23 protein-coding genes are annotated in these 24,098 nt (G+C 71.2%); 6 read left to right on the top strand and 17 right to left on the bottom strand.

Annotated elements, in window-relative coordinates; genetic code table 11:
* Positions 1–74 precede the first annotated feature (74 nt).
* Positions 75–1,259, bottom strand: coding sequence for a serine hydrolase domain-containing protein (locus tag FDO69_RS29680; RefSeq protein WP_104783899.1), 1,185 nt, complete (start codon positions 1,257–1,259; stop codon positions 75–77).
* Positions 1,202–2,509, bottom strand: a complete 1,308-nt coding sequence (locus FDO69_RS29675) for a multidrug effflux MFS transporter (RefSeq protein WP_104783896.1) — start codon at positions 2,507–2,509, stop codon at positions 1,202–1,204. Before FDO69_RS29675 ends, FDO69_RS29680 begins: the two co-directional genes overlap by 58 nt.
* Positions 2,510–2,679: 170 nt before the next feature.
* Between FDO69_RS29675 and FDO69_RS29670 the strand changes: the two genes are divergently transcribed.
* Together FDO69_RS29670 and FDO69_RS29665 are read left to right on the top strand one after the other, a co-directional pair.
* The gene (locus FDO69_RS29670) at positions 2,680–3,702 is read left to right on the top strand and encodes a Gfo/Idh/MocA family protein (protein ID WP_104783893.1); all 1,023 of its coding nucleotides are present in this window, start codon (positions 2,680–2,682) and stop codon (positions 3,700–3,702) included.
* Positions 3,703–3,829: 127 nt separating this feature from the next.
* Positions 3,830–4,636 carry an SDR family oxidoreductase gene (locus FDO69_RS29665; RefSeq protein WP_104783890.1) on the top strand — a complete coding sequence of 269 codons (807 nt, stop codon included), beginning with the start codon at positions 3,830–3,832 and terminating at the stop codon, positions 4,634–4,636.
* A 262-nt stretch (positions 4,637–4,898) separates the two neighbouring features.
* On the opposite strand, the gene FDO69_RS29660 is transcribed toward FDO69_RS29665, so the two are convergent.
* Both FDO69_RS29660 and FDO69_RS29655 read right to left on the bottom strand, forming a co-directional pair.
* Positions 4,899–5,885, bottom strand: coding sequence for an aldo/keto reductase (locus FDO69_RS29660; protein WP_104783887.1), 987 nt, complete (start codon positions 5,883–5,885; stop codon positions 4,899–4,901).
* Between the two features lie 59 nt (positions 5,886–5,944).
* Entirely contained in the window at positions 5,945–6,271 is a 327-nt protein-coding gene (locus tag FDO69_RS29655; RefSeq protein WP_104783884.1) for a nuclear transport factor 2-like protein, read from the bottom strand.
* Positions 6,272–6,455: 184 nt separating this feature from the next.
* Here FDO69_RS29655 and FDO69_RS29650 point away from each other — a divergent pair, with 184 nt between their 5' ends.
* Positions 6,456–7,013, top strand: coding sequence for a DoxX family protein (locus tag FDO69_RS29650; RefSeq protein ID WP_104783881.1), 558 nt, complete (start codon positions 6,456–6,458; stop codon positions 7,011–7,013).
* A 129-nt stretch (positions 7,014–7,142) separates the two neighbouring features.
* Entirely contained in the window at positions 7,143–7,511 is a 369-nt protein-coding gene (locus tag FDO69_RS29645) for a MazG-like family protein (protein WP_104783878.1), read from the top strand.
* A 78-nt stretch (positions 7,512–7,589) separates the two neighbouring features.
* Here the strand turns inward: FDO69_RS29645 and FDO69_RS29640 are convergent, their stop codons facing one another.
* From FDO69_RS29640 to FDO69_RS29580, 13 genes are all read right to left on the bottom strand, one after another.
* The gene (locus FDO69_RS29640; protein ID WP_104783875.1) at positions 7,590–8,372 is read right to left on the bottom strand and encodes a hypothetical protein; all 783 of its coding nucleotides are present in this window, start codon (positions 8,370–8,372) and stop codon (positions 7,590–7,592) included.
* Between the two features lie 48 nt (positions 8,373–8,420).
* Positions 8,421–8,885 carry a hypothetical protein gene (locus tag FDO69_RS29635; RefSeq protein WP_104783872.1) on the bottom strand — a complete coding sequence of 155 codons (465 nt, stop codon included), beginning with the start codon at positions 8,883–8,885 and terminating at the stop codon, positions 8,421–8,423.
* 20 nt (positions 8,886–8,905) lie between these two features.
* Positions 8,906–10,183: an MCE family protein gene (locus FDO69_RS29630; protein ID WP_104783869.1), complete on the bottom strand. Its 1,278-nt coding sequence runs from the start codon at positions 10,181–10,183 to the stop codon at positions 8,906–8,908.
* The gene (locus FDO69_RS29625; protein ID WP_104783866.1) at positions 10,180–11,484 is read right to left on the bottom strand and encodes an MCE family protein; all 1,305 of its coding nucleotides are present in this window, start codon (positions 11,482–11,484) and stop codon (positions 10,180–10,182) included. Before FDO69_RS29625 ends, FDO69_RS29630 begins: the two co-directional genes overlap by 4 nt.
* The gene (locus FDO69_RS29620) at positions 11,481–12,614 is read right to left on the bottom strand and encodes an MCE family protein (protein WP_234388171.1); all 1,134 of its coding nucleotides are present in this window, start codon (positions 12,612–12,614) and stop codon (positions 11,481–11,483) included. The genes FDO69_RS29625 and FDO69_RS29620 overlap by 4 nt, the downstream gene beginning before the upstream one ends.
* Entirely contained in the window at positions 12,611–13,771 is a 1,161-nt protein-coding gene (locus FDO69_RS29615; RefSeq protein WP_234388170.1) for an MCE family protein, read from the bottom strand. Before FDO69_RS29615 ends, FDO69_RS29620 begins: the two co-directional genes overlap by 4 nt.
* The gene (locus FDO69_RS29610) at positions 13,768–14,805 is read right to left on the bottom strand and encodes an MCE family protein (protein ID WP_104783863.1); all 1,038 of its coding nucleotides are present in this window, start codon (positions 14,803–14,805) and stop codon (positions 13,768–13,770) included. Before FDO69_RS29610 ends, FDO69_RS29615 begins: the two co-directional genes overlap by 4 nt.
* A complete protein-coding gene (locus tag FDO69_RS29605; RefSeq protein WP_104783861.1) occupies positions 14,802–16,043 on the bottom strand; it encodes an MCE family protein in 1,242 nt (413 codons plus the stop codon). The genes FDO69_RS29610 and FDO69_RS29605 overlap by 4 nt, the downstream gene beginning before the upstream one ends.
* An 8-nt stretch (positions 16,044–16,051) precedes the next feature.
* Positions 16,052–16,855: an MlaE family ABC transporter permease gene (locus tag FDO69_RS29600; RefSeq protein ID WP_104783858.1), complete on the bottom strand. Its 804-nt coding sequence runs from the start codon at positions 16,853–16,855 to the stop codon at positions 16,052–16,054.
* A gap of 3 nt (positions 16,856–16,858) precedes the next feature.
* Positions 16,859–17,629 carry an MlaE family ABC transporter permease gene (locus FDO69_RS29595; RefSeq protein ID WP_104783856.1) on the bottom strand — a complete coding sequence of 257 codons (771 nt, stop codon included), beginning with the start codon at positions 17,627–17,629 and terminating at the stop codon, positions 16,859–16,861.
* Entirely contained in the window at positions 17,626–18,555 is a 930-nt protein-coding gene (locus FDO69_RS29590) for an ABC transporter ATP-binding protein (RefSeq protein WP_104783853.1), read from the bottom strand. Before FDO69_RS29590 ends, FDO69_RS29595 begins: the two co-directional genes overlap by 4 nt.
* Positions 18,556–18,849: 294 nt before the next feature.
* Entirely contained in the window at positions 18,850–19,947 is a 1,098-nt protein-coding gene (locus tag FDO69_RS29585) for an RNA polymerase sigma factor (protein WP_104784191.1), read from the bottom strand.
* A 54-nt stretch (positions 19,948–20,001) separates the two neighbouring features.
* Entirely contained in the window at positions 20,002–21,033 is a 1,032-nt protein-coding gene (locus FDO69_RS29580) for a lytic transglycosylase domain-containing protein (protein ID WP_104783851.1), read from the bottom strand.
* Between the two features lie 290 nt (positions 21,034–21,323).
* Between FDO69_RS29580 and FDO69_RS42770 the strand changes: the two genes are divergently transcribed.
* Positions 21,324–21,569 carry a DUF6177 family protein gene (locus FDO69_RS42770; RefSeq protein ID WP_104783848.1) on the top strand — a complete coding sequence of 82 codons (246 nt, stop codon included), beginning with the start codon at positions 21,324–21,326 and terminating at the stop codon, positions 21,567–21,569.
* Between the two features lie 497 nt (positions 21,570–22,066).
* Positions 22,067–24,097: an N-6 DNA methylase gene (locus FDO69_RS29570; RefSeq protein ID WP_104783845.1), complete on the top strand. Its 2,031-nt coding sequence runs from the start codon at positions 22,067–22,069 to the stop codon at positions 24,095–24,097.
* Position 24,098 lies beyond the last annotated feature (1 nt).

The following is a 24,098-nucleotide window of genomic DNA, read 5'->3' as shown; positions in this document are numbered from 1 at the left end:
GCCCCCCACGCGCTCTGCCTCGAAACAACCCTATAAGGCCGATCGGCCGCGTGCAGAGCCGATCGGCCACGCTCTCACATCCCTCGCACCGCCCGCGCCACCCGCGACGCCGCTGCCGCTCTCGGGGCGTTGTCCGGGCGGCGGCGGCGCGGGTGGACCGCGTTGGTGAGCAGGATCAGGAAGGTGTCCGTGGCCGGGTCCAGGACGAGGGACGTGCCCGTGAAGCCGGTGTGGCCCGCCGCGCCGCGGCCCGCCAGGTCGCCCATGAACCACGGCTGGTCGAGGGAGAAGCCGAGGCCCGGCGGGGTGAAGAGGAGCTCGACGAAGTCGGGGCCGAGGATGCGGGCCGGGCCGTGCGAACCGCCGGCGAGGAGGGTGCGGCAGAACACCGCGAGGTCCCGGCCGGTGGAGAACAGCCCCGCGTGCCCGGCCACGCCCCCGAGCGCCCAGGCGTTCTCGTCGTGGACCTCGCCCCGCAGCATGCCCCGGTCCGCCTTGGCCCAGGGCCGCCGCTGGTCCTCCGTCGCCGCGGCGCCAGGGCAGGGCCCGAAGTCCGTCGCCGTCATGCCCAGCGGCCGGGTGATGCCGTCGCGGATCAGGACGTCGAGCGTGCGGCCGGTGATGCGCTCCAGGAGGTACTGCAGGAGCAGCATGTTGAGGTCGGAGTAGCAGTACGTGCCCGGCACGCCGACCGGCGGCTCCGCCCGGAGCGCGGCCAGCCGCTGCGTGTCGTCGGCACAGTCGTACAGCGGGAGTTCGGGCCGCAGCCCGGAGGTGTGCGTGAGCAGCTGCCGTACGGTGATGCCGTGCCGGGCGGCCGCCGTGAAGTCGGGCAGATACGCCCCGACCCTCGCGTCGATGCCGAGCGTGCCCCGCTCGATCTGCTGCACGGCGGCCACGGACGTGAACAGTTTGGTGAGGGACGCCAGGTCGAAGGGCGTGCCGACGGTCATCGGGACCCGTTGCCCGAGAGGCAGCTCCACTCCGGCGTCGGCGTCGGGGTCGTAGGCCGAGTAGCGGACGGCCCAGCCCGCCGCCTCCTCGACCGCGATCACCGGGCCGCGTCCGACGACGAGGACCGCGCCCGGTGCCCAGGGGCGCTGCCCGGTGGTGAGGACGTGGACCTCCCGGACGAGGTGACGCAGTTCCCCCGGGTCGAGTCCGGCCCGCTCCGGCGTGCCGTCGCGCAGTCTGGGTGCGCTCAGCTGACTGCTCCCTCCACGCTCGCGCGGCTGCTCTCCTGCTTCCAGGGTCGGCACATTCCCATGAAGCAGGCCAGTGCCACCAGTGCGGCGGCCAGTTGGACGACGGCCATCGGGAGGGCGGTGTCCTCCCCGGCGACGCCGACGAGCGGGGAGGCGACCGCGCCGATGAGGAAGGACGACGTGCCGAGCAGGGCCGACGCGGAGCCCGCCGCGTGCTTGGTGCGCATCAGGGCGAGGGCCTGGGTGTTGGGCAGGGTGATGCCCATGGCGGACATCAGCACGAACAGCGCGGCGGCGACCGGCACCAGGCCGACCTCGCCGAAGACGCCGAGGGACATCAGCAGCAGCGCGGTCGCGGCGGTGATGACGATCGTGAGGCCGATGCCCAGCACCCGGTCGAGGCTGACCCGGCCGACCAGGATCTTGCCGTTGATCTGGCCGACGAGGACCAGCCCGACCGAGTTGACGCCGAACAGCAGGCTGAACGTCTGCGGGGAGGCGCCGTAGATCTCCTGGATGACGAACGGGGACGCCGAGATGTAGGCGAAGAGGGCGGCGAAGGCGAAGCCGCCGGTGAGCATGTAGCCGGCGAAGGCACGGTCGGCGAGCAGGCCGCGCATCGCGCGCAGGGCCTCGCCGACACCGCCGCCGTGCCGCTCGGCGGGCTCCAGCGTCTCGGGCAGCCTCGTCCAGACCAGGACCCCGATCAGCACGCCGATGGCGGTGAGGACGACGAACACGCCCCGCCAGTCGGTCACGCGCAGGACCTGCCCGCCGATGAGCGGCGCCACGATCGGGGCGACTCCGGAGATCAGCATGAGGGTGGAGAAGAAGCGGGCCATGGCCATGCCGTCGTAGAGGTCGCGGACGACGGCCCTGGCGATGACGATGGCGGCGGCGCCCGCCAGCCCCTGGGCCAGCCGGAAGGCGACCAGCGTCTCCACGGTGGGCGCGAGCGCGCACAGGACGGTGGCGACGACGAAGACGGCGAGCCCGGCGAGCAGCGGGCGGCGGCGCCCCCACCGGTCGCTCATCGGCCCGACCACGAGCTGTCCGAGCGCCATGCCGGCCAGGCAGGCGGTGAGCGTGAGCTGGACCGTCGCCGCCGGCGCGTGCAGGGAGCGGGTGACCTCCGGCAGGGACGGGAGGTACATGTCCATCGCCAGCGGGGGCACGGCGGTCAGGCTTCCGAGGAGGAAGGTGACCAGGAGCCCGGTGCGGCGGTGCGGTGTGCGGTCGGGCCGCTCCGTCCCGGCCGCGGCCTCCTGTGCGGTGTTCGATATGGACGCCCCACCCTCGGGCATGAGTCCCTCCCTCTCCGAGTCGATCGCCACCTATGCTCTCAGCTCGTACGGACTGCTCGTACGACTGCCGTACGAACGGCAGGTACGACTGCCCGTACGGCTGTCGTACGGACGGTGTGTACGACAGCTCGCAGGTACTGCTCAGGGTCACGAGGTGGAGGCGGGGCGCGATGACGGCGGACACGGTGCGGTGGGGGATCCTGGCGACCGGCGGAATCGCGGGCGCGTTCACCGCGGATCTGATCGACCTGCCCGACGCGGACGTCGTGGCGGTGGCCTCCCGGTCGCAGGAGTCGGCGCGGGCGTTCGCGGAGCGCTTCGGCATACCCCGGGCCTACGGCGACTGGAACGAGCTCGCGCAGGACGAGGACGTCGACGTCGTCTACGTCGCCACCCCGCACACGGCGCACCGGACCGCCGCCGGGCTGTGTCTCGCGGCCGGGCGGAACGTCCTGTGCGAGAAGCCCTTCACGCTGAACGTGCGCGAGGCCGGGGAACTCGTCGCGCTGGCGCGGGAGCACGGGCGCTTCCTGATGGAGGCGATGTGGATGTACTGCAACCCGCTGGTCCGGCGGCTCAAGGCGCTGGTCGACGACGGTGCGATCGGCGAGGTGCGCAGCGTCCAGGCCGACTTCGGGCTGGCCGGGCCCTTCCCGCCCTCGCACCGGCTGCGGAACCCGGAGCTGGGCGGCGGCGCGCTGCTCGATCTGGGCGTGTATCCGGTGTCGTTCGCGCAGCTGCTGCTCGGGGAGCCGTCGGACGTCGCGGCGCGGGCGGTGCTCTCCGAGGAGGGTGTCGACCTCCAGACGGCGGCGGTGCTCTCCTTCGACAGCGGCGCGCTCGGTTCGGTGCACTGCTCCATCGTGGGCGGTACGGCGACCTCGGCGTCGGTCACCGGTTCCCGGGGCCGGATCGACATCCCGCACGGCTTCTTCTTCCCGGACCGGTTCGTCCTGCACCGGGAGGGCCGCGACGCCGAGGAGTTCACGGCCGATCCCGCGGACGGGCCCCGCAACAGCATGCGCCACGAGGCGCTGGAGGTGATGCGGGCCCTGCGCGCCGGGGAGACGGAGTCCCCACTGGTCCCGCTGGACGGCACGCTCGCCGTGATGCGCACGCTGGACGCGATCCGGGACCGCGTCGGCGTCCGCTACCCCGACGAGGCGGGCGAACCGGAGCTCACGTCGGCTTGAGGCCCTGATCCGGCGCGAGGGCTCACGTCGGTGTGAGGCCCTGATCCGGCGCGCGGGTTCACGTCGGTTCGAGGCCGGGATCCGGCGCGCGGGGGCAGGGGTTCGGCTCCCGTTACGCTGCGGGCCCATGAATGCCAAGGACAACGCAATCGCGGTGGTGACCGGGGCGGGTTCCGGCATCGGCCGGGCGGTCGCCGTGGAACTGCTGCGCTCGGGCTGGTCGGTGGCGCTGGCGGGCCGGCGCGAGGAGACACTGCAGGAGACGGCGGCCCTGGCGCTCGAGAGGGCGACAGCGGGCACGGCGAAGGGCAATGCCTCGGGCGCGGCCGTGGGCGCGTGCCTCACCGTACGGACGGACGTCTCACGCCCCGAGGACGTGAGCGCCCTGTTCACCGCCACCGTGGAGCGCTTCGGCCGGGTCGACCTGCTGTTCAACAACGCGGGCACGTTCGGCCCGGGCGGTGTGCCGGTCGAGGAACTGCCCTACGAGGCCTGGCGGCACGTGGTGGACACCAACCTCAACGGGGCGTTCCTGTGCGCGCAGGCGGCGTACCGGCAGATGAAGGAGCAGGACCCGCAGGGCGGCCGGATCATCAACAACGGCTCGATCTCCGCGCACACGCCCCGCCCGATGTCGGTGGCCTACACGGCGACCAAGCACGCGCTGACCGGCCTGACGAAGTCCCTCTCCCTGGACGGGCGGCCGTACGGGATCGCGGTGGGGCAGATCGACATCGGCAACGCGGCCACCGACATGACGTCCCGTATGCAGACGGGAGCGCTGCAGGCGAACGGGGAAGTAGCCCCGGAACCGGTCATGGACGTCACGGACGTCGCCCGCACGGTGCGGCACATGGCCGAACTGCCACTGGAGGCGAACGTGCAGTTCGCGACCGTCCTGGCGACGGCGATGCCGTACGTCGGACGCGGCTGAGCGCGCGGCAGAATTCGTCAACTCGTCAACCTGCACAAACGGAATAGGAACCTCCGCCCCATTGCGGCCGGTAGGGAGCTTATGCTCAACTCTCCTACACGAAAGCTTCACAGTTGGAGTGCGGCGCTTCCGTTGGCCACCTTCTGGGGGGAGGCGGCAGTCGTTCCACGGCACCGGGTGGGGGTGGATTCCGCGAGGGACCGCGGAGTACGCACCGGTGGGCGTGGAACGACTGCCGCTCACATCGAGGACCGGTCGGTGATCAGCGCCCGAGCAGCCGGTCGACCTCGGCCAGCTGTGCTTCGGTCAGGGCGCCCTTCTCCAGCGCCCCCGCGTTCTCCTCGGCCTGGGCGACCGACCGGAAGCCGGGGATGGGCACCGTGCGGGTGCTGCGCGCCCACAGCCAGGCCAGGGCACCCTGGGCGGGTGTACGGCCCTCGCTGGTGAGGACGTCCCGGAGGGCGTCGACGCGGGCGAGCCACTCCGGGTCGGCGCCGGACCCGTCACCGAACCCGCGCAGCCAGGCCGGGGGCCTGCTGCGGATGTCACCGGCCTCCAGCGGCTGCCGGTCCCGGCGCTTCCCGCTGAGCAGCCCCATGGCGAGCGGACTGCGGTTGACGCTCGCGAGGCCGGCCTCCTCGCACAGCGTGAGCATCGCGGGTGCGTCGGTCAGGACGTTGAGAGCGTGCTGGACGGCGGCGCAGTGCGGCCCCTCGGCGAACACCGCGGCGCGTGCGGGGTCGTCGGTGCTCCACGCGTAGGCCCGTATCAGCCCTTCGCGGACCAGTTCCTCGCACGCGTCCCGGAGCAGGGCCCCCTGATCGGGATCGGCGTCGGAGAGGTGGAACTGGTAGAGGTCGACGTAGTCGGTGCCGAGCCGCCGCAGGGAGGCGGTCAGGGCGCGACGCAGGTAGGCCGGAGAGTCGTCACCGCCGGTCAGAGTACGGGTCTCTTCGTCGAACACGTTGCCCCACTTGGTGGCGACGACGACGTCGGCCCTGCGCTTGCCGAGGGCCCGGCCCAGCACGCGTTCACTGTGCCCGGCGCCGTAGGTGTCGGCGGTGTCGAAGAAGGTGACACCCAGGTCGAGGGCGCGCCGCACCGCCCGCACCGACTCCTCGTCGTCGACCTTGCCCCAGCCGAGCGGCTGTCCGTCCGCCGCCTGCCACTCTCCGCCGATCGCCCAGCAGCCGAAGCCGAGGGCGCTCACCTCGATGCCGCTGCGTCCCAGCGGCCGTGTGGTCTCCATGCGGGAGACGCTAGGAGTTGGAGCGCACGCGAGGACAAGCCCCCGCGGGTGAAGGAATCTCAGGCCTGCCCGGTCTCGAAGCGCGTGATCCGGCCGTCGTCGTCCACCTGGAAACTCCACCGGGTGCGCATCTCGCCCCAGGTGTCGTTGCTGTAGCGGGCGAGGAGGGAACGGCCGCCGTTGGACTCGTTGTCGACCTCCATGTGGCCGTGGGAGGAGAAGATCTCCCGGTCCACCCAGTCGTCGAGGTCACGGTCGGAACCGTCGTCGGTCATGGTCGCGTCCGGCGCGAGGAGCTCCATGAAGCTCTCGCGGTCGTGGTTGTTCACGGCGGTCACGAAGGCCCGGACGGCGGGATCGCTGAGGCGCGTGGTCTGAATCGTCATGCGAGCAGCCTCGTACCGGCCACGGCCGCACGCCACCGGTGCCACCCGAACGGCGTCCCGGGACGGGCCCGCCGGGTGTCGTGAGCGGTGAGGGGTGCGACGGTGAAAACGCGAGGAGAGACGGGGGCGTTCCTCCGTTCCTGCTGCTGCTACCTGCTACCTGCTACCTGCTACGGGAGACGACGTGAGGCGTAACGACCGACGTGATCTGGGTCTGCTGCTGCTCCGGCTCGGGGCGGGCGGTGTGCTGGTGGCGCACGGCACGCAGAAGCTGTTCGGCTGGTTCGGCGGCCACGGCATCGAGGGCACCGGCCAGTTCATGGAGTCCGTCGGCTACTCCCCCGGCAAGGCGAGCGCGACGGCGGCCGGCCTGGCGGAGACGGGCGGCGGCACGCTGCTGGCCCTGGGCCTGGCGACCCCGGCCGCGGGAGCGGCGGCGGCCGGCGCGATGGCCGGAGCGGCGGCGGTGCACACCCCGAACGGCTTCTTCAACCAGGGCGGCGGCTACGAGTACGCGGCGACGCTCGGCCTCACGGCAGCGGGCCTGGCCATCACCGGCCCGGGCCGACTCTCCGTGGACCACCTGCTCGGCCACGCGGTGAACCGCGGCTGGATGATCCCGGCGGCCTTCGCGGCGACGGCGGCGGGCACGGCGGTGGTGGTGGGGGCCCGGGCGAGGCGGCTGCGGAAGGCGAAGGAGGGAGAGCAGGAGGCGTTGTTCGAGGAGGAGTACATGGAGTAGGGGCGGCGGCCGGGGTCCGGGCCGGGGCGTGGTCGGACCTGCCGGGGCGCGGGCCGGGGCGTGGTCGCACCCTGCAGGGGCCGGGGCGCAGGCCGGGGCGTTGTCAGACCCTCATGGCAGTCTGCGGCCATGACCGACCAGACACCTCCCGGCCCCGACCTCTGGACCACCATCGACACCCTTTGGGAATGGCTCGACAGGAACCAGCCGATCGAGGGCCGCGAGGGCGTACTCCTGCGCATTCTGAAACTGACCGAGGAGGTCGGCGAGGTCTCGGAGGCGGTGATCGGGGCGACGGGGCAGAACCCGCGCAAGGGGGTCACGCACACGTGGGAGGACGTGCAGGCGGAGCTGTGCGATGTCGTCATCACGGCGCTGGTGGCGCTGCGGACGCTTACGCCGGAGGCGCGAGAGGTCTTGGCACGGCACCTGGAGCGGGTGACACGACGGTCCACGGCGCACTCGGCACAGGCGGACGTCCCGCGTCAGTCGCTCTGATCACGGGTAACGCACAAGAGCCCGTCCACCTTTGCCTGGCCCGGCCGGGTGTAGTGGAGGGGGATCCCGGTCCTGCCTTCACAGCGCGTCCACCGCGCTCACCTTCCACTCGTCACCCGTACGGTCCATCGTCATCCGCACCCGGTTCTGGTCCACGCGGGACCCCGACACCTGAGTGCTCTCGGTGACCTGGTTGACGAAGAGCAGGACGACGACCTTCTCGGGGGAGGCCGATACAACGGAGGCGGCCGAGGCGCCGCCGGAGCCGGGGGCGGCGACCCTTGCCTTCACGACTCCGTGGTACTTCTCGGCCGTCGGGGCGACCACGGTCTTCGTGGTCTTGCCGTACTCGTCGCGGAAGTCACCGGTCAGGTGGGCGCGGGCCCTCGAGAAGTCCTTCTCCAGGTGGCGGTAGTCGTACGACAGGACGATCGGTGCCGCTGTGCGCGCGGCCGTGAGCGCCTCCCTCCGGGCGGTCTCCGTCAGGCGGCCGTCGCGGTACTGCCGTCCCAGGGCGGCCAGCACGACCAGGCCGACGACGAGCAGGACGGCCAGGAGCAAGGTGAGCAGCTTCCGTCGGCCGCCGGAGCCGGGCTCGCTGCGCTCCTGCGGCCCGTCCTCCCCGAACGACTCCGGCGACGGCTCCGGCGGGTCGTCCCAGCCACGCTTCGGGGCCTCGATGAGGACGGTGCGTCCGGCGAGTGGCCGCTCGGCCCGGCGCGGGGACTCCTCGTGGGTGGCCGTCACCGCGCCCGCTTCGCGGTGGCCGCGCTCCGCGCGCTTCGCCGCCGCGCGGGCGGCGGCCGTCATGGTACGGCGGGTGCCGGGACCGGGGGCGCGGCCGGTGGTCGTCTTCGGCATGGTGGTACTCCTCGTCGGTGCTTGTCGGTCGGCGAATCGGCCCGTGAATCAGCCGACGAACTCGACGTCGGACGTCAGCCAGCGGCCGTCCTTGTGTACGAGGTCGAGCTGGAGCCGGTACGTGCGCGCCTCTCCCCCGGGCACGGCGGTGTTGGTCACCTTGCTGTCGGCGACCACCAGCACACGGGCCGAGTCCTCGTCGGAGCGAACGATGCCCGCCTCCAGGACCTGGCCTTCCGACACGGACTTGTTCCGGGCGACCAGCTTCGTCAACTGCTCCGTCTGGGCGGTGAACTGCTTCTTGAAGTCGCCCGTCGCGCCCGCCAGGACATTCGCGCTGTCGCGGTCGTAGTGCCGGTAGTCGAGGGAGGTGAAGTTCAGTGCCGACTGGCGGGCCGCGGCCAGGATGCCCTGGCGTCGATGGTCCGCCTCGTTCTGTGCGTGGATTCCGACTGCCAGCCAGAGCGCCAGTGCTGTGGTGACGACGGTCGCCGCGACGAGTCCGGCCGTCATCACTCGGGGTGGTACCTGCCTCATGCCATGGGGCCGACGAGCAGCCATTGCCACGACTCCTTTCCGAACACGGCCTGCTGGCCGCCCGTCGAGCCGATCTCGACGTTGTTTCCGTCCGGGCCGGTGGTGGTGCCGGTCTCCGGGTCGTACGGGGTGACGTACGCCGCCTGGTTCGCTCCCCCGCCGGCGGTCGACGCGCCCGGGGCGTTCTGCGCGCCCCGTACCGACGACTGGCTGCCGCGCGGGAGAGAGCAGCGGGCGCCGGTGTTCGCCTCGCGTGTGCTGGTGTCCGCGGGGTCGCGGCGTGTCGTGCCGTACCCCTGGGTGCAGGCCGGCGGGTCGTCGGCGTTCAGCACCAGGCCGAAGTGGGTGGTGCCGTCGCCCGGGACGACCGTGTAGCTGCCCGCGACCATCAGCGGGAACGTGACCAAGGCCTGCTCCACACCGGGGAGGCGGGCCAGCGTGACCTGGCCGCCGCTGATCAGGTTGGTCAGCAGGACCGACAGCTGCGGTCCGGCCGACTTCAGCAGCGAGTTCAGCTCCTGCGCCGCCGGCCGCGCGTTGCCGATCAGCTTGCGCAGGTCCGCGTCACTGGACTTCAACTGGGCTGACAGCGCCGCCAGATCGCGCGCGAACGACTTGATCGAAGAGCCCTGGTCGGTCTGCGTCTTCAGGACCTTCCGTGAGTCCTCGATCAGGGCGGTCGTCTCCGGCAGCGCCTCGGACGCCGACTCGACCAGGGTGTTGCCCGAGTCCACCAGACGGCCCAGGTTCGGGCCGGTGCCGGCGAACGCCTTGCCCAGTTCGTCGACCGTGACCCCCAGGTCGTCCTTGCCGACCGAGTTCACCAGGCGGTCCAGGCCGAGGACCATGTCCGTCGTCGACAGCGGCACCCGCGTGCTCTCGCGCGGGATCGTGCTGCCGTTCAGCAGGTACGGGCCGCGGGAGGTGCGGGGCTGGAGGTCGACATACTGCTCGCCCACCGCCGAGCGGTTCGCCACCACCGCCAGCGTGTCCGCCGGAATACGGGGCGCGCCGTCCTCGATGTCGAGCGCGACCGAGACCCCGTCCGAGCCGGCCAGGCGCAGGGCGCCGACCTTACCCACCGGCACCCCGCGGTAAGTGACCTCGGCGCCGGGGAAGACGCCCCCGGAGTCGGCGAAGTCGGCCCGCACGGTGTAGCCGCGGTCCAGGACCTCGTCCACCAGGCCCGTGTACTCGGCGCCGACGTACGACACCCCCACGGCGGTGAGGGCGGCGAAGGCGATCAGTTGTGCCTTGACCGTACGGGTGATCATGGCTGGACCCCCTTCAGCATCAGCTCGGCGAGTTCGAGGTCGATCCCCTCGGGCCAGTCGCCCCCGGTGCGGTGGCCGCCAAAGCCGTAGCCGGCGGTGCACACCGGCGGACACAGCGGATCGTCACCGCCTGAGGGTGCCGACGGGGCCGACGGCACGCCTGGACCGCTCGGCAGCGCGGTGGGCTTCGGCACGTCCGGCAGATCCGGTGCCTCCGGGAGATCCGGTACGTCCGGCAGGTCCGGGACCTCGGGAAGCTCCGGTATCCGCGTGTCCCCGCCGTTCCGGCCGCCCGGCTCGTCCGTCAGGTTGCCGTAGATCCCGGGCAGATCGAGGTCCGCCGTGATGTGCAGGTTGACGTAGTCGCCCTTGATGGCGTCCACCACGTTGCGCGGGAACGGGTACGTCGTCAGCAGTTCCAGGGAGTTGGGCAGGTCGCTGCCCGCCTTGTTGAGCTGTTGCAGAATCGGCCGGAGCTGCTTGAGGTTGGCAACCGTGTCGTCGTGCGAGGCGTTGACCACCTTGGTGCCGGTCTTGCCCAGCTTGGACAGGGCGGTGAGCATCCTCGTCAGATCGCGGCGCTGGTCGGCCAGGACCTTCAGGGCGGGCGGCATCGCGTCGACGGCCTCGGCGATCGTGGTCTTCTCCTTGCCCAGCCGTTTGGCCAGCCGGTCCACGGCCTTCAGCGCGCGGACGATGTCCTGGCGCTGGTCGTCCAGGCCGCCGATGAAGGTGTCGAGCTCCTTGAGCAGGGACTTGACCCGGTTCTCCCGGCCCTCCAGGGCCTTGTTCAGCTCCGTGGTGATCGTCTTGAGCTGGGCGACGCCGCCGCCGTTGAGCAGGGCGGACAGCGCGGACAGCACCTCCTCGACCTCCGGGTTGCGGCCGGTGCGGGACAGGGGGATCACGTCGCCGTCGCGAAGCCGGCCGACCGGCGTGCCTTCCGGCGGCGCGGCCAGCGCCACGTACTTCTCGCCGAGCATGCTGGTCTGCCGCAGCCCGGCCACGGCGTTGGCGGGCAGCTTCACCGAGTCGGCGACCCGGAGGCGGACCCTCGCGTGCCAGCCCTCCAGGTCCACCTTCTCCACCGCGCCCACGGTGACGTTGTCGACCTTGACCGCCGACTGCGGCACCAGGTCGAGGACGTCGCGGAACTCGACGGTGACGTGGTAGGCACGGCCGTCGGCGGCGGCTCCGCCGGGGAGCGGGATGTCGTACCAGCCGTTGAACTCGCAGCCGGACAGCAGCAGTGTCCCGACGGCCGCCCACGCGACGGCCCCGCCCTTGCGCAGTGGCCTCATGCGCGTGCCCCCAGGATTCCGCCGAGGGTGCGGTCGACCCTGCCGGTGGCCGCAGTACCGTCGGGTACTTCGGGCACTTCGGGCACTTCGGGCAGGGAGTCGAAGAGGTCCCTCAGGTCCCGGCAGTCGGCCTTCTCCCCTGTCGTCTTCAGGATCGAGCACAGCAGGGAGGCCGGATCCTGCGGGTGGTCGGGGTTGTTGCGGGTGTCGAGGGTGCCGGCGGCGGGGTTGTAGGCGTTGTTCAGGTTCGACATGCCCGTCGGCGCGACCTCCAGCAGCTCCTCCAGTGCCGCCCGTTGGGTGACGAGCACCTTGGTCACCTTGCTCAGGCCCTCCACGTTCGACGTCAGCGACTTCTTGTTCTTCTTCACGAAGGCGGACACGTCACCGAGGGCCGTGCCGAGGTGTTTCAGCGCGGCCGCCAGGTCCTTGCGCTCGCCCGCGAGTTGCCCGGCGACCTTGGCGAGGCTGCTGTTGAACGACCGCACGTTCTTGTCGTCCGCCGCCAGCGCCGCCGTGAACACCTGAAGGTTGCGGACCGTGCCGAACAGGTCCGTGCGGCCGTCGGACAGGGTCGTGACCGCCTCCGAGAGGTCCTCCACCGTCCGGTGCAGGTTCTCGCCCTGGCCGTCGAGGTTGTCGGCGCTGACGCCGAGCAACCGTGACAGGGCGCCGTCCTTGTTGGCGCCCTCGGGTCCCAGCGCCTCGGCCGTGGTGTGCAGGCTGTCGAAGACGCGGTCCAGTTCGACCGGCACGGCCGTGCGCGACTCGGGGATCTCGTCCCCGTCCCGCAGGACCGGGCCGCTCCGGTACACCGGCAGCAGCTGCACGTAACGGTCGCTCACCACCGAGGAGTTGATGATCGCGGCCTGTGCGTCCGCCGGGACCTTGCGGTCCGCGTCGTACTCCAGCTCCACCCGCACCCGGCCGCCCTCCGGCGTGATCTTCCTGACCTGGCCGATCCGCACGCCCAGCACGCGGACGTCCGAGCCGGGATAGATGCCGACGGTGCGGGGGAAATACGCCGTGACGCGGGCCGGCTCGGTCCGCGGCCACAGGACGTAGGTGAGCGCCGCGACCAGGGCCAGGACGGTCAGCAGGACCAGGCTCGTCTTCCAGCGGTTGCTCACCGCGCACCTCCCGTTCGCGTCCGCGGCACCACCGGGGCGGCGACCAGGTTCTGGACGTAGGAGTCGAACCAGCGGCCGTTGCCGAGGGTGTTGGTGAAGACCCGTACGTAGGGAGCCAGGAGCTTGATGCTCCGCTCCAGGCCGGCTTGGTTGCGTTCGAGCATCTTCACCACGGTGTTGAGGCCCTTGAGCGCGGGCCCGATCTCCTTCTCGTTGTCCTGGACCAGGCCGGAGAGCTGGATGCCGAGCGCGGCGGAGGTCTTCAGCAGCTTGTGGATCGCCGCACGCCGCTTGCTGATCTCCTTGAACAGCTTGTCGCCGTCCTCGACCAGGGCGGTGAAGTCGCCCGACCGGTCCGCGAGTACGCCCGTCACGCCGTTCGCGTGGTCGAGGAGCTCCCCGAGGGCCTTGTCGCGCGAGGCCACCGTCCGGGAGATCTTCGACAGGCCCTTGATGGACGCCCGTACCTCCTGCGGTGAGTCCTCGAAGGTGGTGGAGATGGTGTCCAGGGCCTTGGCCAGCCGGTCGGTGTCGACCTTCTCCGTCGTGGTGGTGAGATCGCTGAACGCCTGCACGACGTCGTACGCGGGGACGGTCCGCTCCAGCGGGATCTCGCTACCGGGCTCCAACTGGCCCCGCCCTCTGGGGCGCAGGGCGAGGTACTTGGCGCCGAGGATCGTCTTGACCCGGATCGACGCGCCGGTCTCGGTGCCGAACCCCGGCTCGTCCTTGATCTTGAAGGTGACCTTCACGTGGTCGCCGTCCAGGTCGACCTCCTCGACCTTGCCGACCTTGACCCCGGCGATCCGCACCTCGTCGCCCGGCTTGAGACCGCCCGCCTCCGCGAAGGCGGCGCTGTACGTCTCGCCGTCGCCGATCACCGGCAGGCGGTCGGCGTTGAACGCCGCCACGGTCAGCAACGCCAGGACGGTGAGTCCGACGGCACCGATGACGAGGGGATTGCGTTCGCGGAAGGGCCCGAGGTGCGGACGGCGGAGCCGTATCCTCGGCAGCTTCGGCGGGTCGACGCGGACCTTCATCAGCGGCTGTGGACGCGGCTTGCGACGGGCCCGTACGCTCGGGAGCCTCAGGCGCGGCAGCTTCGGCGGTTCCACGCGCACCTTGAACAGCGGCTCCGGGCGGCGCTTGCGGCTCATGCCCCGCACCTCGCCCTCGCCACGTGCATCTCGGGCGTGAGCACCTGCTTCGTCTTCGGCAGCACGATCCGGCCGTCGAAGTCGCACAGGTAGAAGTTGAACCACGAACCGTAGGACGCCGTCCCCGTCAGCTCGCCCAGCTTGTTCGGCAGCCTCTTCAGCACGCCCTCCACGGTTTTCTCGTTGTCGTTCAGCGTCCCGGTGAGGTCGGTCAGTTCCGCGATGTCGTCCTTGAGCGGCGGGCGCGCGTCCTTCAGCAGGCCCGAGGTGGCCTCCGTCAGGCCGCCGATGCTCACCAGCGACTCCCCGATGGGCTTGCGGTCGGCGGACAGGCCGGAGATGACCCGGCGCAGTTGCTTGAGCAGTCCGGAGAAGCGGGCGCCGCGCTTGTCGAGCGTCTTCAGCACGGTGTTGAGGTTGTCGATCACCGAGCCGATCAGCTTGTCGCGGCCGGCCAGTGTCGTGGTGAGCGACGCCGTGTGCGTCAGCAGGCTGTTGACGGTGCCGCCCTCTCCCTGGAGGGTCTTGATGATCTCGGTGGCCAGCTGGTTGACGTCCTTCGGGCTGAGCGCGGCGAACAGCGGCTTGAAGCCGTTCAGCAGCGCGTTCAGATCGAGGGCGGGCTGGGTGCGCGCGAGCGGGATCGTGCCGCCGGGGCGCAGCCGGGTGCTGTCGCCGGCGCCCTCGGTCAGCGCGAGGTACCGCTGACCGACCAGGTTGCGGTAGCGGATGACGGCGCCGGTGCTGGTGAGCAGCGGCCGGTCCCGGCTGACCGTGAAGGTGACCTCGGCCAGCGTCCGGTCCTTGATCCGGATGCCCGCGACCTCGCCGACCCGCACTCCCGCCACCCGGATGTCGTCACCCTCCTCCAGGCCGGTGACGTCGCTGAAGACCGCGCGGTACTCGTGCTCGGGGGTGAAGGAGATGTTCACGATGGTTGCGGCGAGCAGGGCCGTCGCCACCACCGTCACCAGCGCGAAGAGACTGAACTTGATCAACGGCGCGGCGGTGCGCCGGGCCCCTGTGGTGCTCATGCGACGCTCACCGCCGTCCCGCGCGCCATCGGCCCGAACAGCAGCGTCGCGACCGGCGGCACCTCGTCGGCGGGCACTCCGAGCACCGGCGCCACGAGTGAGCCGACGGCCCGCTGCTCGGCCCGGGTGGCGGAGACGCCGAGGGGGCCGCCCGAGGCCGTACCCGGCTTGTCGGAACCGTCATCGAGGTGGGCGCCGGGCGCCGGCACCGGAGGATGCGGCAGATCACGGCAGTTCGGGCCCGACCGCTCGCCGTAGCGCGGTTCCTCACCCGGTTCGTACGCACCCTGCGGTCGTACGACCTCCAGTGTGATGTGCATCTTCCCGCCCCGGAACGCCTCCTCGGACGCCTTCTCCTGCCGGACCAGCCCGGTCAGCAGACAGGGGTACTGGGGCGAGTACCGGGCGAACAGTTCCAGCGTGGGGCGGGAGACCCGGCCGAGGGTGATCAGCCGGTCGCCGTTGGCGTCGAGGAAGTCCTCGGCGGTGCCCGCGACGGTCGCCGTGGTCGTCAGAGCCGCCGCCAGCCGGTCCTTCTGCTCGACGATCGTGCGGCTGGTGGTGACGGTGTTGCGCAGGATCTCCATCAGGTCGGGCGCCGCGTCGCCGTAGACCTCGGCGGCGTCGGCGAAGCGTGCGATGTCCTCTTTCAGGGACGGCAGGTGCGGATTGAGGCGGCGCAGGTAGGCCTCCACTCGCGTGAGGTTGTCGCCGATCCGGTCGCCGCGGCCGTCGAGGGCGGTGGCGAACGCGGAGAGCGTGGCGTTGAGCTTGCCGGGCTGCACGGTCCGCAGCAGCGGCAGCAGGTCGTTCATCAGTTGCTGGACCTCGATGCCGACGCGGGTGCGGTCCTGGGTGATGACGTCCCCGGCGCGGATGGGCCGGGCCGATGAGCCGCGCGGTGCGATCAGGTCGACGTACTTCTCGCCGAACAGCGTCTTGGGCAGCAGGCGCGCGTGCACGTCGGACGGGATCTCGGCGACGTGCTCCGGCTTCAGCGCGATGTCGAGCGTCGCCTTCGTCCCGTCGGCCCGCACCTCGCGCACCTCACCGACCAGCAGCCCGCGCAGCTTGACGTCGGCGCGCGGATCGAGCTGGTTGCCGAGGCTGTCGGCCTCCAGGGTGATCCTTACGACCGGCGTGAACACCTGGCGGTAGACGGCGACGGACAGGGACAGCAGCAGGGCGAGCACGGCGATGAAGACGACGCCGTACAACCTCAGTCTCAACACCCTCATTCGGCGGCTCACCCCGCGATCCGTACGGTCGTGCTGGCGCCCCAGATCGCCAGCGACAGGAAGAAGTCCAGGACGTTGATCGCCACGATCGAGGTCCGCACCGCACGGCCCACCGCGACGCCGACCCCCGCCGGGCCGCCGCTCGCGTAGTAGCCGTAGAAGCAGTGCACCAGGATGATCAGGACGGCGAAGACCAGCACCTTCCCGAAGGACCACAGCACGTCCACCGGGGGCAGGTACTGCTGGAAGTAGTGGTCGTACGTGCCGGTGGACTGCCCGTAGTAGCCGGTGGTGATGGTGCGGGCGGCCAGGTACGAGGAGAGCAGGCCGATCACGTACAACGGGACGACGGCCACGAACCCGGCGATCATCCGGGTCGTCACGAGGAACGGCAACGAGGGCACGCCCATGACCTCCAGCGCGTCGGTCTCCTCGCTGATCCGCATCGCGCCCAGCTGGGCGGTGAAACCGGCGCCCACGGTCGCGGAGAGCGCGAGCCCGGCCACCAGCGGGGCGATCTCACGGGTGTTGAAGTACGCCGAGAGGAACGCCACGAAGTTGGAGGTGCCGAGCTGGTTGAGCGCGGCGTATCCCTGCAAGCCCACTTCCGTACCGGTGAAGAACGACAGGAAGGCGATCACGCCGACCGTGCCGCCCACGACGGCGAGCGCGCCCCGGCCGAAGCTCACCTCGGCGAGCAGCCGCAGGATCTCCTTCTTGTAGCGGCGCAGGGTGCGCCCCGTCCAGGCCAGCGAGCGCCCGTAGAAGGACAGCTGGGCTCCCAGCTCCTCCAGGCCTTTCAACAGCGCCATGCCTCAGCCCCTCTGGGGAACGACTTGGAAGTACACGGCGGTCATCACGAAGTTCGTCACGAACAGCAACATGAAGGTGATCACCACCGACTGGTTCACCGCGTCGCCCACACCCTTGGGCCCGCCCTTCGCGGTCAGCCCCTTGTAGGAGGCGACGATCCCGGCGATCGCACCGAACACCAGCGCCTTGACCTCGGCCGCCCACAGGTCGGAGAGCTGGGCGAGCGTGGTGAAGGAGGCCAGGTAGGCGCCGGGAGTGCCGTTCTGGAGGACGACGTTGAAGAAGTAGCCGCCTGCCACGCCGACCACCGACACCAGGCCGTTGAGCAGCACCGCCACCAGCATCGACGCCAGCACACGGGGAACGACCAGCCGGTGGATGGGATCGATGCCCAGCACCTGCATCGCGTCGATCTCGTCGCGGATCTTCCGCGCGCCGAGGTCGGCGCAGATCGCCGTGCCGCCGGCGCCCGCGATCAGCAGAGCGGTGACGATCGGCGAGGCCTCGCGCAGCACGGCGAGCACGGAGGCGGCCCCGGAGAAGGACTGGGCGCCGAGCTGCCGGGTCAGACTGCCGATCTGGAGCGCGATGACCGCACCGAACGGGATGGAGACCAGGGCCGTCGGCAGGATCGTCACGCTCGCGACGAACCACGCCTGCTGGATGAACTCCCGTGCCTGGAAGGGCCGTCGGGGGATCGTCCGGACGACGTCCAGCGCCATCGCGAAGAGGCTGCCGGAGTGCCGCAGTGCTCCGGCCGGTGACAGGCTCATGCGCCGGCCACCTCCTTCTGCTGGAGCTGAGCCTCGCGCCGTGCGATCGCCTGCCAGCGGGGCGGGCGGGCGATGCCCGGTCCCGGCAGCAGGCGGGGCGTCAGCTGCTGCACGCGCGCACTGTCGTCGATCTGCGCGAGCTCCTGCTCGACCTGCGCCGCGTCCTTCTCCTCCGCCATGCCGATCGGGCCCTGCATCCGGCCGTTCAGGAACTGTCGTACGACGGGCTCGTCGCTGTTCAGCAGCTCTGCGCGCGGCCCGAACATCACCAGCTCGCGGCGGAACAGCAGCCCGATGTTGTCCGGCACCTGGCGGGCCGAGGCGATGTCGTGCGTGACGATCAGGAAGGTCGCGTCGATCTGGGCGTTGAGGTCGACGATGAGCTGGTTGAGGTAGGCGACGCGGACGGGGTCGAGGCCGGAGTCGGGCTCGTCGAAGAGGATGATCTCCGGGTCGAGGACGAGCGCCCGGGCGAGCCCCGCCCTCTTCCGCATCCCGCCGGAGATCTCGCCGGGCAGCTTCCCCTCGGCGCCGATCAGCCCGACCATGTCCATTTTCTCCAGCACGATGCGCCGGATCTCGCTCTCGGACTTACGGGTGTGCTCACGCAGCGGGAAAGCGATGTTGTCGTACAGGTTCATCGAGCCGAACAGCGCGCCGTCCTGGAACAGCACGCCGAAGAGCTTGCGCACCTCGTACAGGTCGTGCTCGCGGAGCTTGGTGATGTCCCGGCCCTGGATCGTGATCGAGCCGCGCTCCGGCTTCAGCAGTCCGACGAGCGTCTTGAGGAACACCGACTTGCCCGTGCCCGAGGGGCCGAGCATGACCGAGACCTCCCCGGCGGGCAGCGTCAGCGAGACGTCCTGCCAGATGACCTGGTGACCGAAGGACTTGGTCAGCCCTTCCACACAGATCTCGACACCCATCCGGTCCACCCTTCAGCCCGCGGAGCAGTGCCCCTGGAGCAGCTCTGACATCTGCTCTACGGGGAGGGGCTGGGCGTCCGTCGCTGGTGTGGCGGATTTTTTTCGGGCGGGTTTCCGGGCGGTGCTCTGGGACGGGTTTCCGGGCGGTGCTTTCGGGTGGGTGCCCGGGCGGCGCTGCGGGGCGGCGCCTGGGGGCGGATTCCGGGCAGCGCTGCGGGCTGGCGCCCGGGGGCGGCTGCCGGACAGCGCCTGCGGGCGGCTGCCGGACAGCGCTACCCGGGGGGCCCGGCAGCGCTAGGGAAGCGGGCTCGCCGTGAGTCCGGGGAACGAGATGGACGGTGCGCCGGAAGCCTCAGGGGATTCCGGGACGGCCGTGTCCGCCGTGTCCGCGGCATCCGCCATATCCCCTATGTCCGTCGGCACGACGGAGGGCTCCACCGGCAGGTCGGGGACGTCGGCCACCTGCGGGACCTCCGGCGCGGACAGCCCGGGCAGCGGCGACACCGGGACCTCCGGAACGTCCGGGACCTGGGCGACGACCGGGACCTCCGGCAGCGACGGCACGGACAGCGGGAGGAACGATTCGCCGACGGGAGCCCCGGCCGCTCCGCGCTCGGCTGCGGCAGCCGTGGGCTCAGTCCCCCGAGGCGTACGGCCCTCGCCACCGCTGTCCGTCCTCATCGTCTCCGCGTCCGGGGTGGCGACCGCGGGCCGAGGCGTCGCACCGCCCCCGCCTCCGCTGCCGTCGAGCGCGTACGGCAGGACGAACCCCGCCACCGCCAGGGACGCCGCCCCCGAGGCGACCGCCACGGCCTGTGCCCTGCCGACCCCGCGCGGCCGCCACCCGATCAGGAACAGCGCGCACCCGAGCGTGGCGGCCAGCGACTGCCGCAGCGTCCGCCGGGCCCGGGCCAGCAGCGACTCGACGGTCCGGTAGCTCAGACCCATCCGGACGGCGACCTGGCCGACGTCCAGGTCCTCCGACTTCAGCCGCAGCGCCTCGGCCTGCCGCGCGGGCAGCTCACCGCTGCGCACCGCCAGCCACTTCGCCTCGGCCCGGTCGCACACCGCCTCCTCGACGGGCACCGGACCCGGGGCGATGAGCGTCGGGCTGGTTCGCACCTCGGCCTCGCGGTTCATCTGCCGGTAGCGGTCGACGCACAGGCGCATCGTCACCGTCGTCAGCCAGGCCACGAGCCGTTCCTCGTCCAGGTCGGGCCGCTCGGCGGCACGCAGCATCGCCTCATGTACCGCGTCCTCGGCGTCCTCCGCACTCATCGACCTGCGCCGGGCCACCTTGAGCAAATGCTCGCGGTGGCTCCACATGTGGCGCCACCGCTCGTCGGCCGCGTGCATCTCCGCAGGTGTCTCTGCGGGCATGTCCGTCGCCATGAGGACCCCTTCGCGCTCACCCACCGGTCTCGTGCTGTCCGGCGGGGGGCGACATTACCGCCGAGTATCGGCGGTTGTGGAGGGGGAGACGGTCATCGAGTCCGCGCTGTTACTGGTGAGTGGGACGCCGCTGGGCAGCAGGTTCTCGCCGGGGAGCTCCATGTCCGGGTCGGGGGCGGGGAGTTGGGGCTCATCCGACTTCTCGGGTTCGGTGGCCGGGCCGGTTCCGGCCGGGGCCGGGGAGGCGGGGGTCGACGAGGTACGGGGCGGCGGGGCACTGGGCCGGGCGGAGGGTGTGCGCGACGGCTCCGGTGCGGCGGCCGGCCGCGACGGCTCCGGGCGCGCGGAGGAGGCCCTGGCGGAGGACCCGGCGGAGCCGTCCGGCACCACCCGGTGTCCTTCCGAGAAGTATGCGTACCAGGCCCTGACCGTGCGCAGATAGGCCGCCGAGTGGTTGTAGCCGAGGATCGCCCGGTCCAGCTGGGCGGGGACGGACAGGTCCCGGCCGCCGGCACACAGGTACCGTCCGGCGGCGAGGGCCGCATCGAAGGCGTTGTTCGGATCCGTACGCCCGTCGCCGTTGCCGTCCGCGCCCCAGCGGGCCCAGGTCGACGGGACGAACTGCATGGGCCCGACCGCGCGGTCGTACGCCGTGTCCCGGTCGTGGACACCACCGTCGGTGTCCCGGATCAGCGCGAAGGCCACGCCGTCCAGCCGCGGCCCGAGGATCGGCGCCACGGTCGTACCGTCCGACGTCACCCTTCCGCCCCGCGCCTGCCCCGACTCCACCTGCCCGATCGCGGCCAGCAGCTGCCAGCGCAGCCGGCAGCCGGGCACCTCACGCGCGAGCCGGTTTTCGGCCCGCCGATAGGCGGCGAACACACTCGCAGGCAGCGCGCCGCCCACCACCACGGCCGCCCCGCCACCACCCGCGCGCTTCCCGGTCCGCAGCGGCGGAAGCTCGGTCCTGTACGGCGCGTCGCCGGACACGCTCGGTCCGTGCTCGGCCGGTGCCTGACCGGGCGCCGGTACGGAGGCCCGCGCCGGGATCACCCCCGGCGCCTGCGACGCGGTGAGCGCAGCCATCGCCACCACCGCGGCCGCCGTACCCCTGACACGTCTGCCCCTGTGCCCTGCCACGTCCTGTTCCCCTCCCGGTGAGCTTCCTTTCGTCTGCTTTACGGGGGAGGGTGGGGGGTCCGTCGCGGGAACTGCGCACGGTGCCTACGGGGGTCTCCGCAGGCGGGTGACGAGGGCCTGGGCCTCTCCGAAAAGGTCGACGCGTTCAGGGCTCCCCGCGGCAGCACACGATCTGGCCCGCGCCCGCACCCCGGCCCACCTGGCTCGTCGCGGTCGGACACCCCGGCCGCCCCACCTTGGCAACTCTCCGCGTTCTCCGAACACTGGCGGGAGTCGAGGAGGACATCACCCTCGCGCTCGGCTACGGCGGCGACGAGACACCGACCCTGGACGCCGTCGAGGGACTCGCGACCGCACTCGCCGCCGACCACGGTCTCGTCACCCTGCTCAAGTCGCTGCGCTCAGCCCGCCACGACCTCACGGTCCGCCGCGCCTGGAAGCCCCGCCCGCCCCCGTCGCGTTCACCCTCGGCACGAGCCTGACGCCGTCGGTCAGGCCCGTGCCGGGCATCCGCCCTTCGGCAGCCTCCCCAAGCGGCTCGGCCCTGGAGCCAGACCCGCCCTTCACTACCCCCTGGGAGACCTAACCGACCCCGGCGCCCGGAGCGTGTTCCAGGGGCTCGTCCGCCACCTGAAACACGGATGAACGATCGGGAGAGGTCCTCCTCTAAGAAACGGAGGCCCTTCTCAAACCTGTGGCGTTACGGGCCCGGATCTACTGTCTTGCTAGGTCGGGTTGCAGAGGCGATCAAGTGACCCACACCTCGTGGTGACCTCGGTCAATCACTGGGCGATCTGCCGCCGCGTCGGCAGGGATGCCACGGCGACTGGTTCACAAACGGCTACTGCCTGCATGTTGCTGTCCGACGCGGAGCGCGCCCTCAGCCTGTGCGTAAACTCAGTCAAACAACACCCACCCTGATTCGCAGGTAATCACGGATCCATTCGTTGCGAAGCCGCCATGAACTCCGGAGGAGACCATGTCCACACCCGCGGGGTCACCCCCGGTTGTCGTCACCCTGGCGGAGATCGCCCGTATCGCGGGAGTCGGGCGCGCCGCTGTCAGCAATTGGCGGCGGCGGTACGACAACTTTCCCTCCCCTGTCGGCGGCACCGACACAAGCCCGCAGTTCTCCCTTCCCCAAGTCGAGGAGTGGCTCAGGCGGGAGAACAAGCTCAAGACGGCCCTGAACCCGCTCGACCGGCTCTGGCCGGAATATGAGTCACTGGGCGACCGGGAAACGACAGGCCTGCTGGTGGCCCAGGTCGGACTCTGGCAGAGCGGCGTCAAGACCGGCAGGCCGATGACGGGGGCGCTCCTTGATCAGCGCCATGCCCGTCTTCTGGAGCGCACTCTCGAACTGGCCGCGCAGGACGAGGAGCATAGGACCTTCGACCTTCTTCTGGAGCGGTGGCTCCGGACACACGTACGGCAGATCACGACCACTCCGGTGCAGCTGGCCGACCTCATGGGGCAAATCGCAGCTCTGAACCACCCGGGCCCAGTACGGACCGTGCTGGATCCCGCGTGCGGGGTGGGGACGTTGCTCCTCACAGCCGGTCGGCAGTGGGCCGCTGACCATGCGGCGGCGGGATTGCGCTTCCTGGGCCAGGACAGCGACGCGGTTCTTGTGGAGCTGGCCAAGGCGCGCCTGGCGGTCGGAGGATTCACCGAGCGTGATCTCTCCAATGTCTCGTTGGCGGCGGGTGACACCTTGCGGGCCGATGCCCACCCCGGAGCACAGGCCGATGTGGTCCTCTCCAACCCGCCCTCGAACGAGCGTGACTGGGGTCATGCGGAGCTCGCCACAGACCCGCGTTGGGTGCACGGTCAACCTCCGCGCACCGAGCCGGAACTCGCCTGGGTCCAGCATGCCGCAGCAGCTCTGGCTCCCGGCGGCGTCGCGGTTCTGGTATTGCCGCCCGCTGTGGCGGCGCGCCGGGCGGGTCGCCGGATCCGGGCCGGTCTCCTGCGGTCCGGCGTGCTCCGGGCCGTGATCGCCCTGCCGCCCGGCGCCGCCCCGCCCTACGGTGTCGGACTGCATTTGTGGATCCTGCGCGCGGGCGGGGCCCACGGCACGGGCGGAGCGGACGGCGCAGAGTTCACGTTCGTGGACGCCACACACGCCGCTCGGCCCGTGGCCGTCGACAGAGGCGGCTTCGACTGGTCCGCTGTGACGGCGCAGATCATGGGGGTTCTCGGCGGCACAAGCATGCTGGGAAGCTCCTCCGTGCCCGTGGTCGAGCTGCTGGACGACCAGGTGGACCTCACGCCTGCCCGGCGGGTTCCGAGGACCCGGGCCGCCACCATCGTCGACCTCAGACGTCTCTGGACTGGGTTCGACGCTCACATGAGGGAACTGCGCGATGCCGCCGATGCCCTGTCCGCATTCGTACCCGCCGACGGCGACGAGACGGTTCCGCTCATCAGCGTCGGCGAACTCGAACGGGCCGGAGCTCTGGAGATCCGACCCGGGCAGGGGCTGCCGGAACCCCTGGTGCGCCGCGGGGAAAGCCAGGAGGACGAGGCACGCGTCCTCACGGGCGCTCCGCTGTCCGGGCAGGCGCAACTGTGGCTTCCCGCGTCGGCCGTCGCAGCGGGCGAACAGGACGGCTCCCTCACGGTCACAGCGTCCCAGGACGTCATCGTCTCGGTGCTGGCCCGTTCCTTCGACGTGCGGGTGGACACCGCCGCCCCGTCCGTCTTGGGGCCCCAGCTGGCGGCGCTGAGGGCGAATCCCGCGGTCCTGGACCCATGGTTCCTGTCTGGCTGCTTGCGCGCCCCGGCCAATGTGCAGAGGGCCGGTACCCACGCGTCCACCACGTCACGCATCGACGTACGGCGTCTGCACATCCCGAGGCTCTCACTGGAGGATCAGCGACGGTACGGGGAGATCTATCGAAAGATCACTGCTTTCGAACGTGAGCTCACCGATATGAAGAGCGTGGGCGGCGAGCTGAGCCGGGCACTCGGGGACCTGTTGGCCGCGGGGCAGCTTCCCCGGACGTGAT

It is taken from the genome of Streptomyces tibetensis (genome assembly GCF_007655005.1).
Lineage (GTDB): Bacteria > Actinomycetota > Actinomycetes > Streptomycetales > Streptomycetaceae > Streptomyces > Streptomyces tibetensis.
Note: the sequence above shows the minus strand (reverse complement) of the source record. Positions and strands in the feature narration are given on the sequence as shown.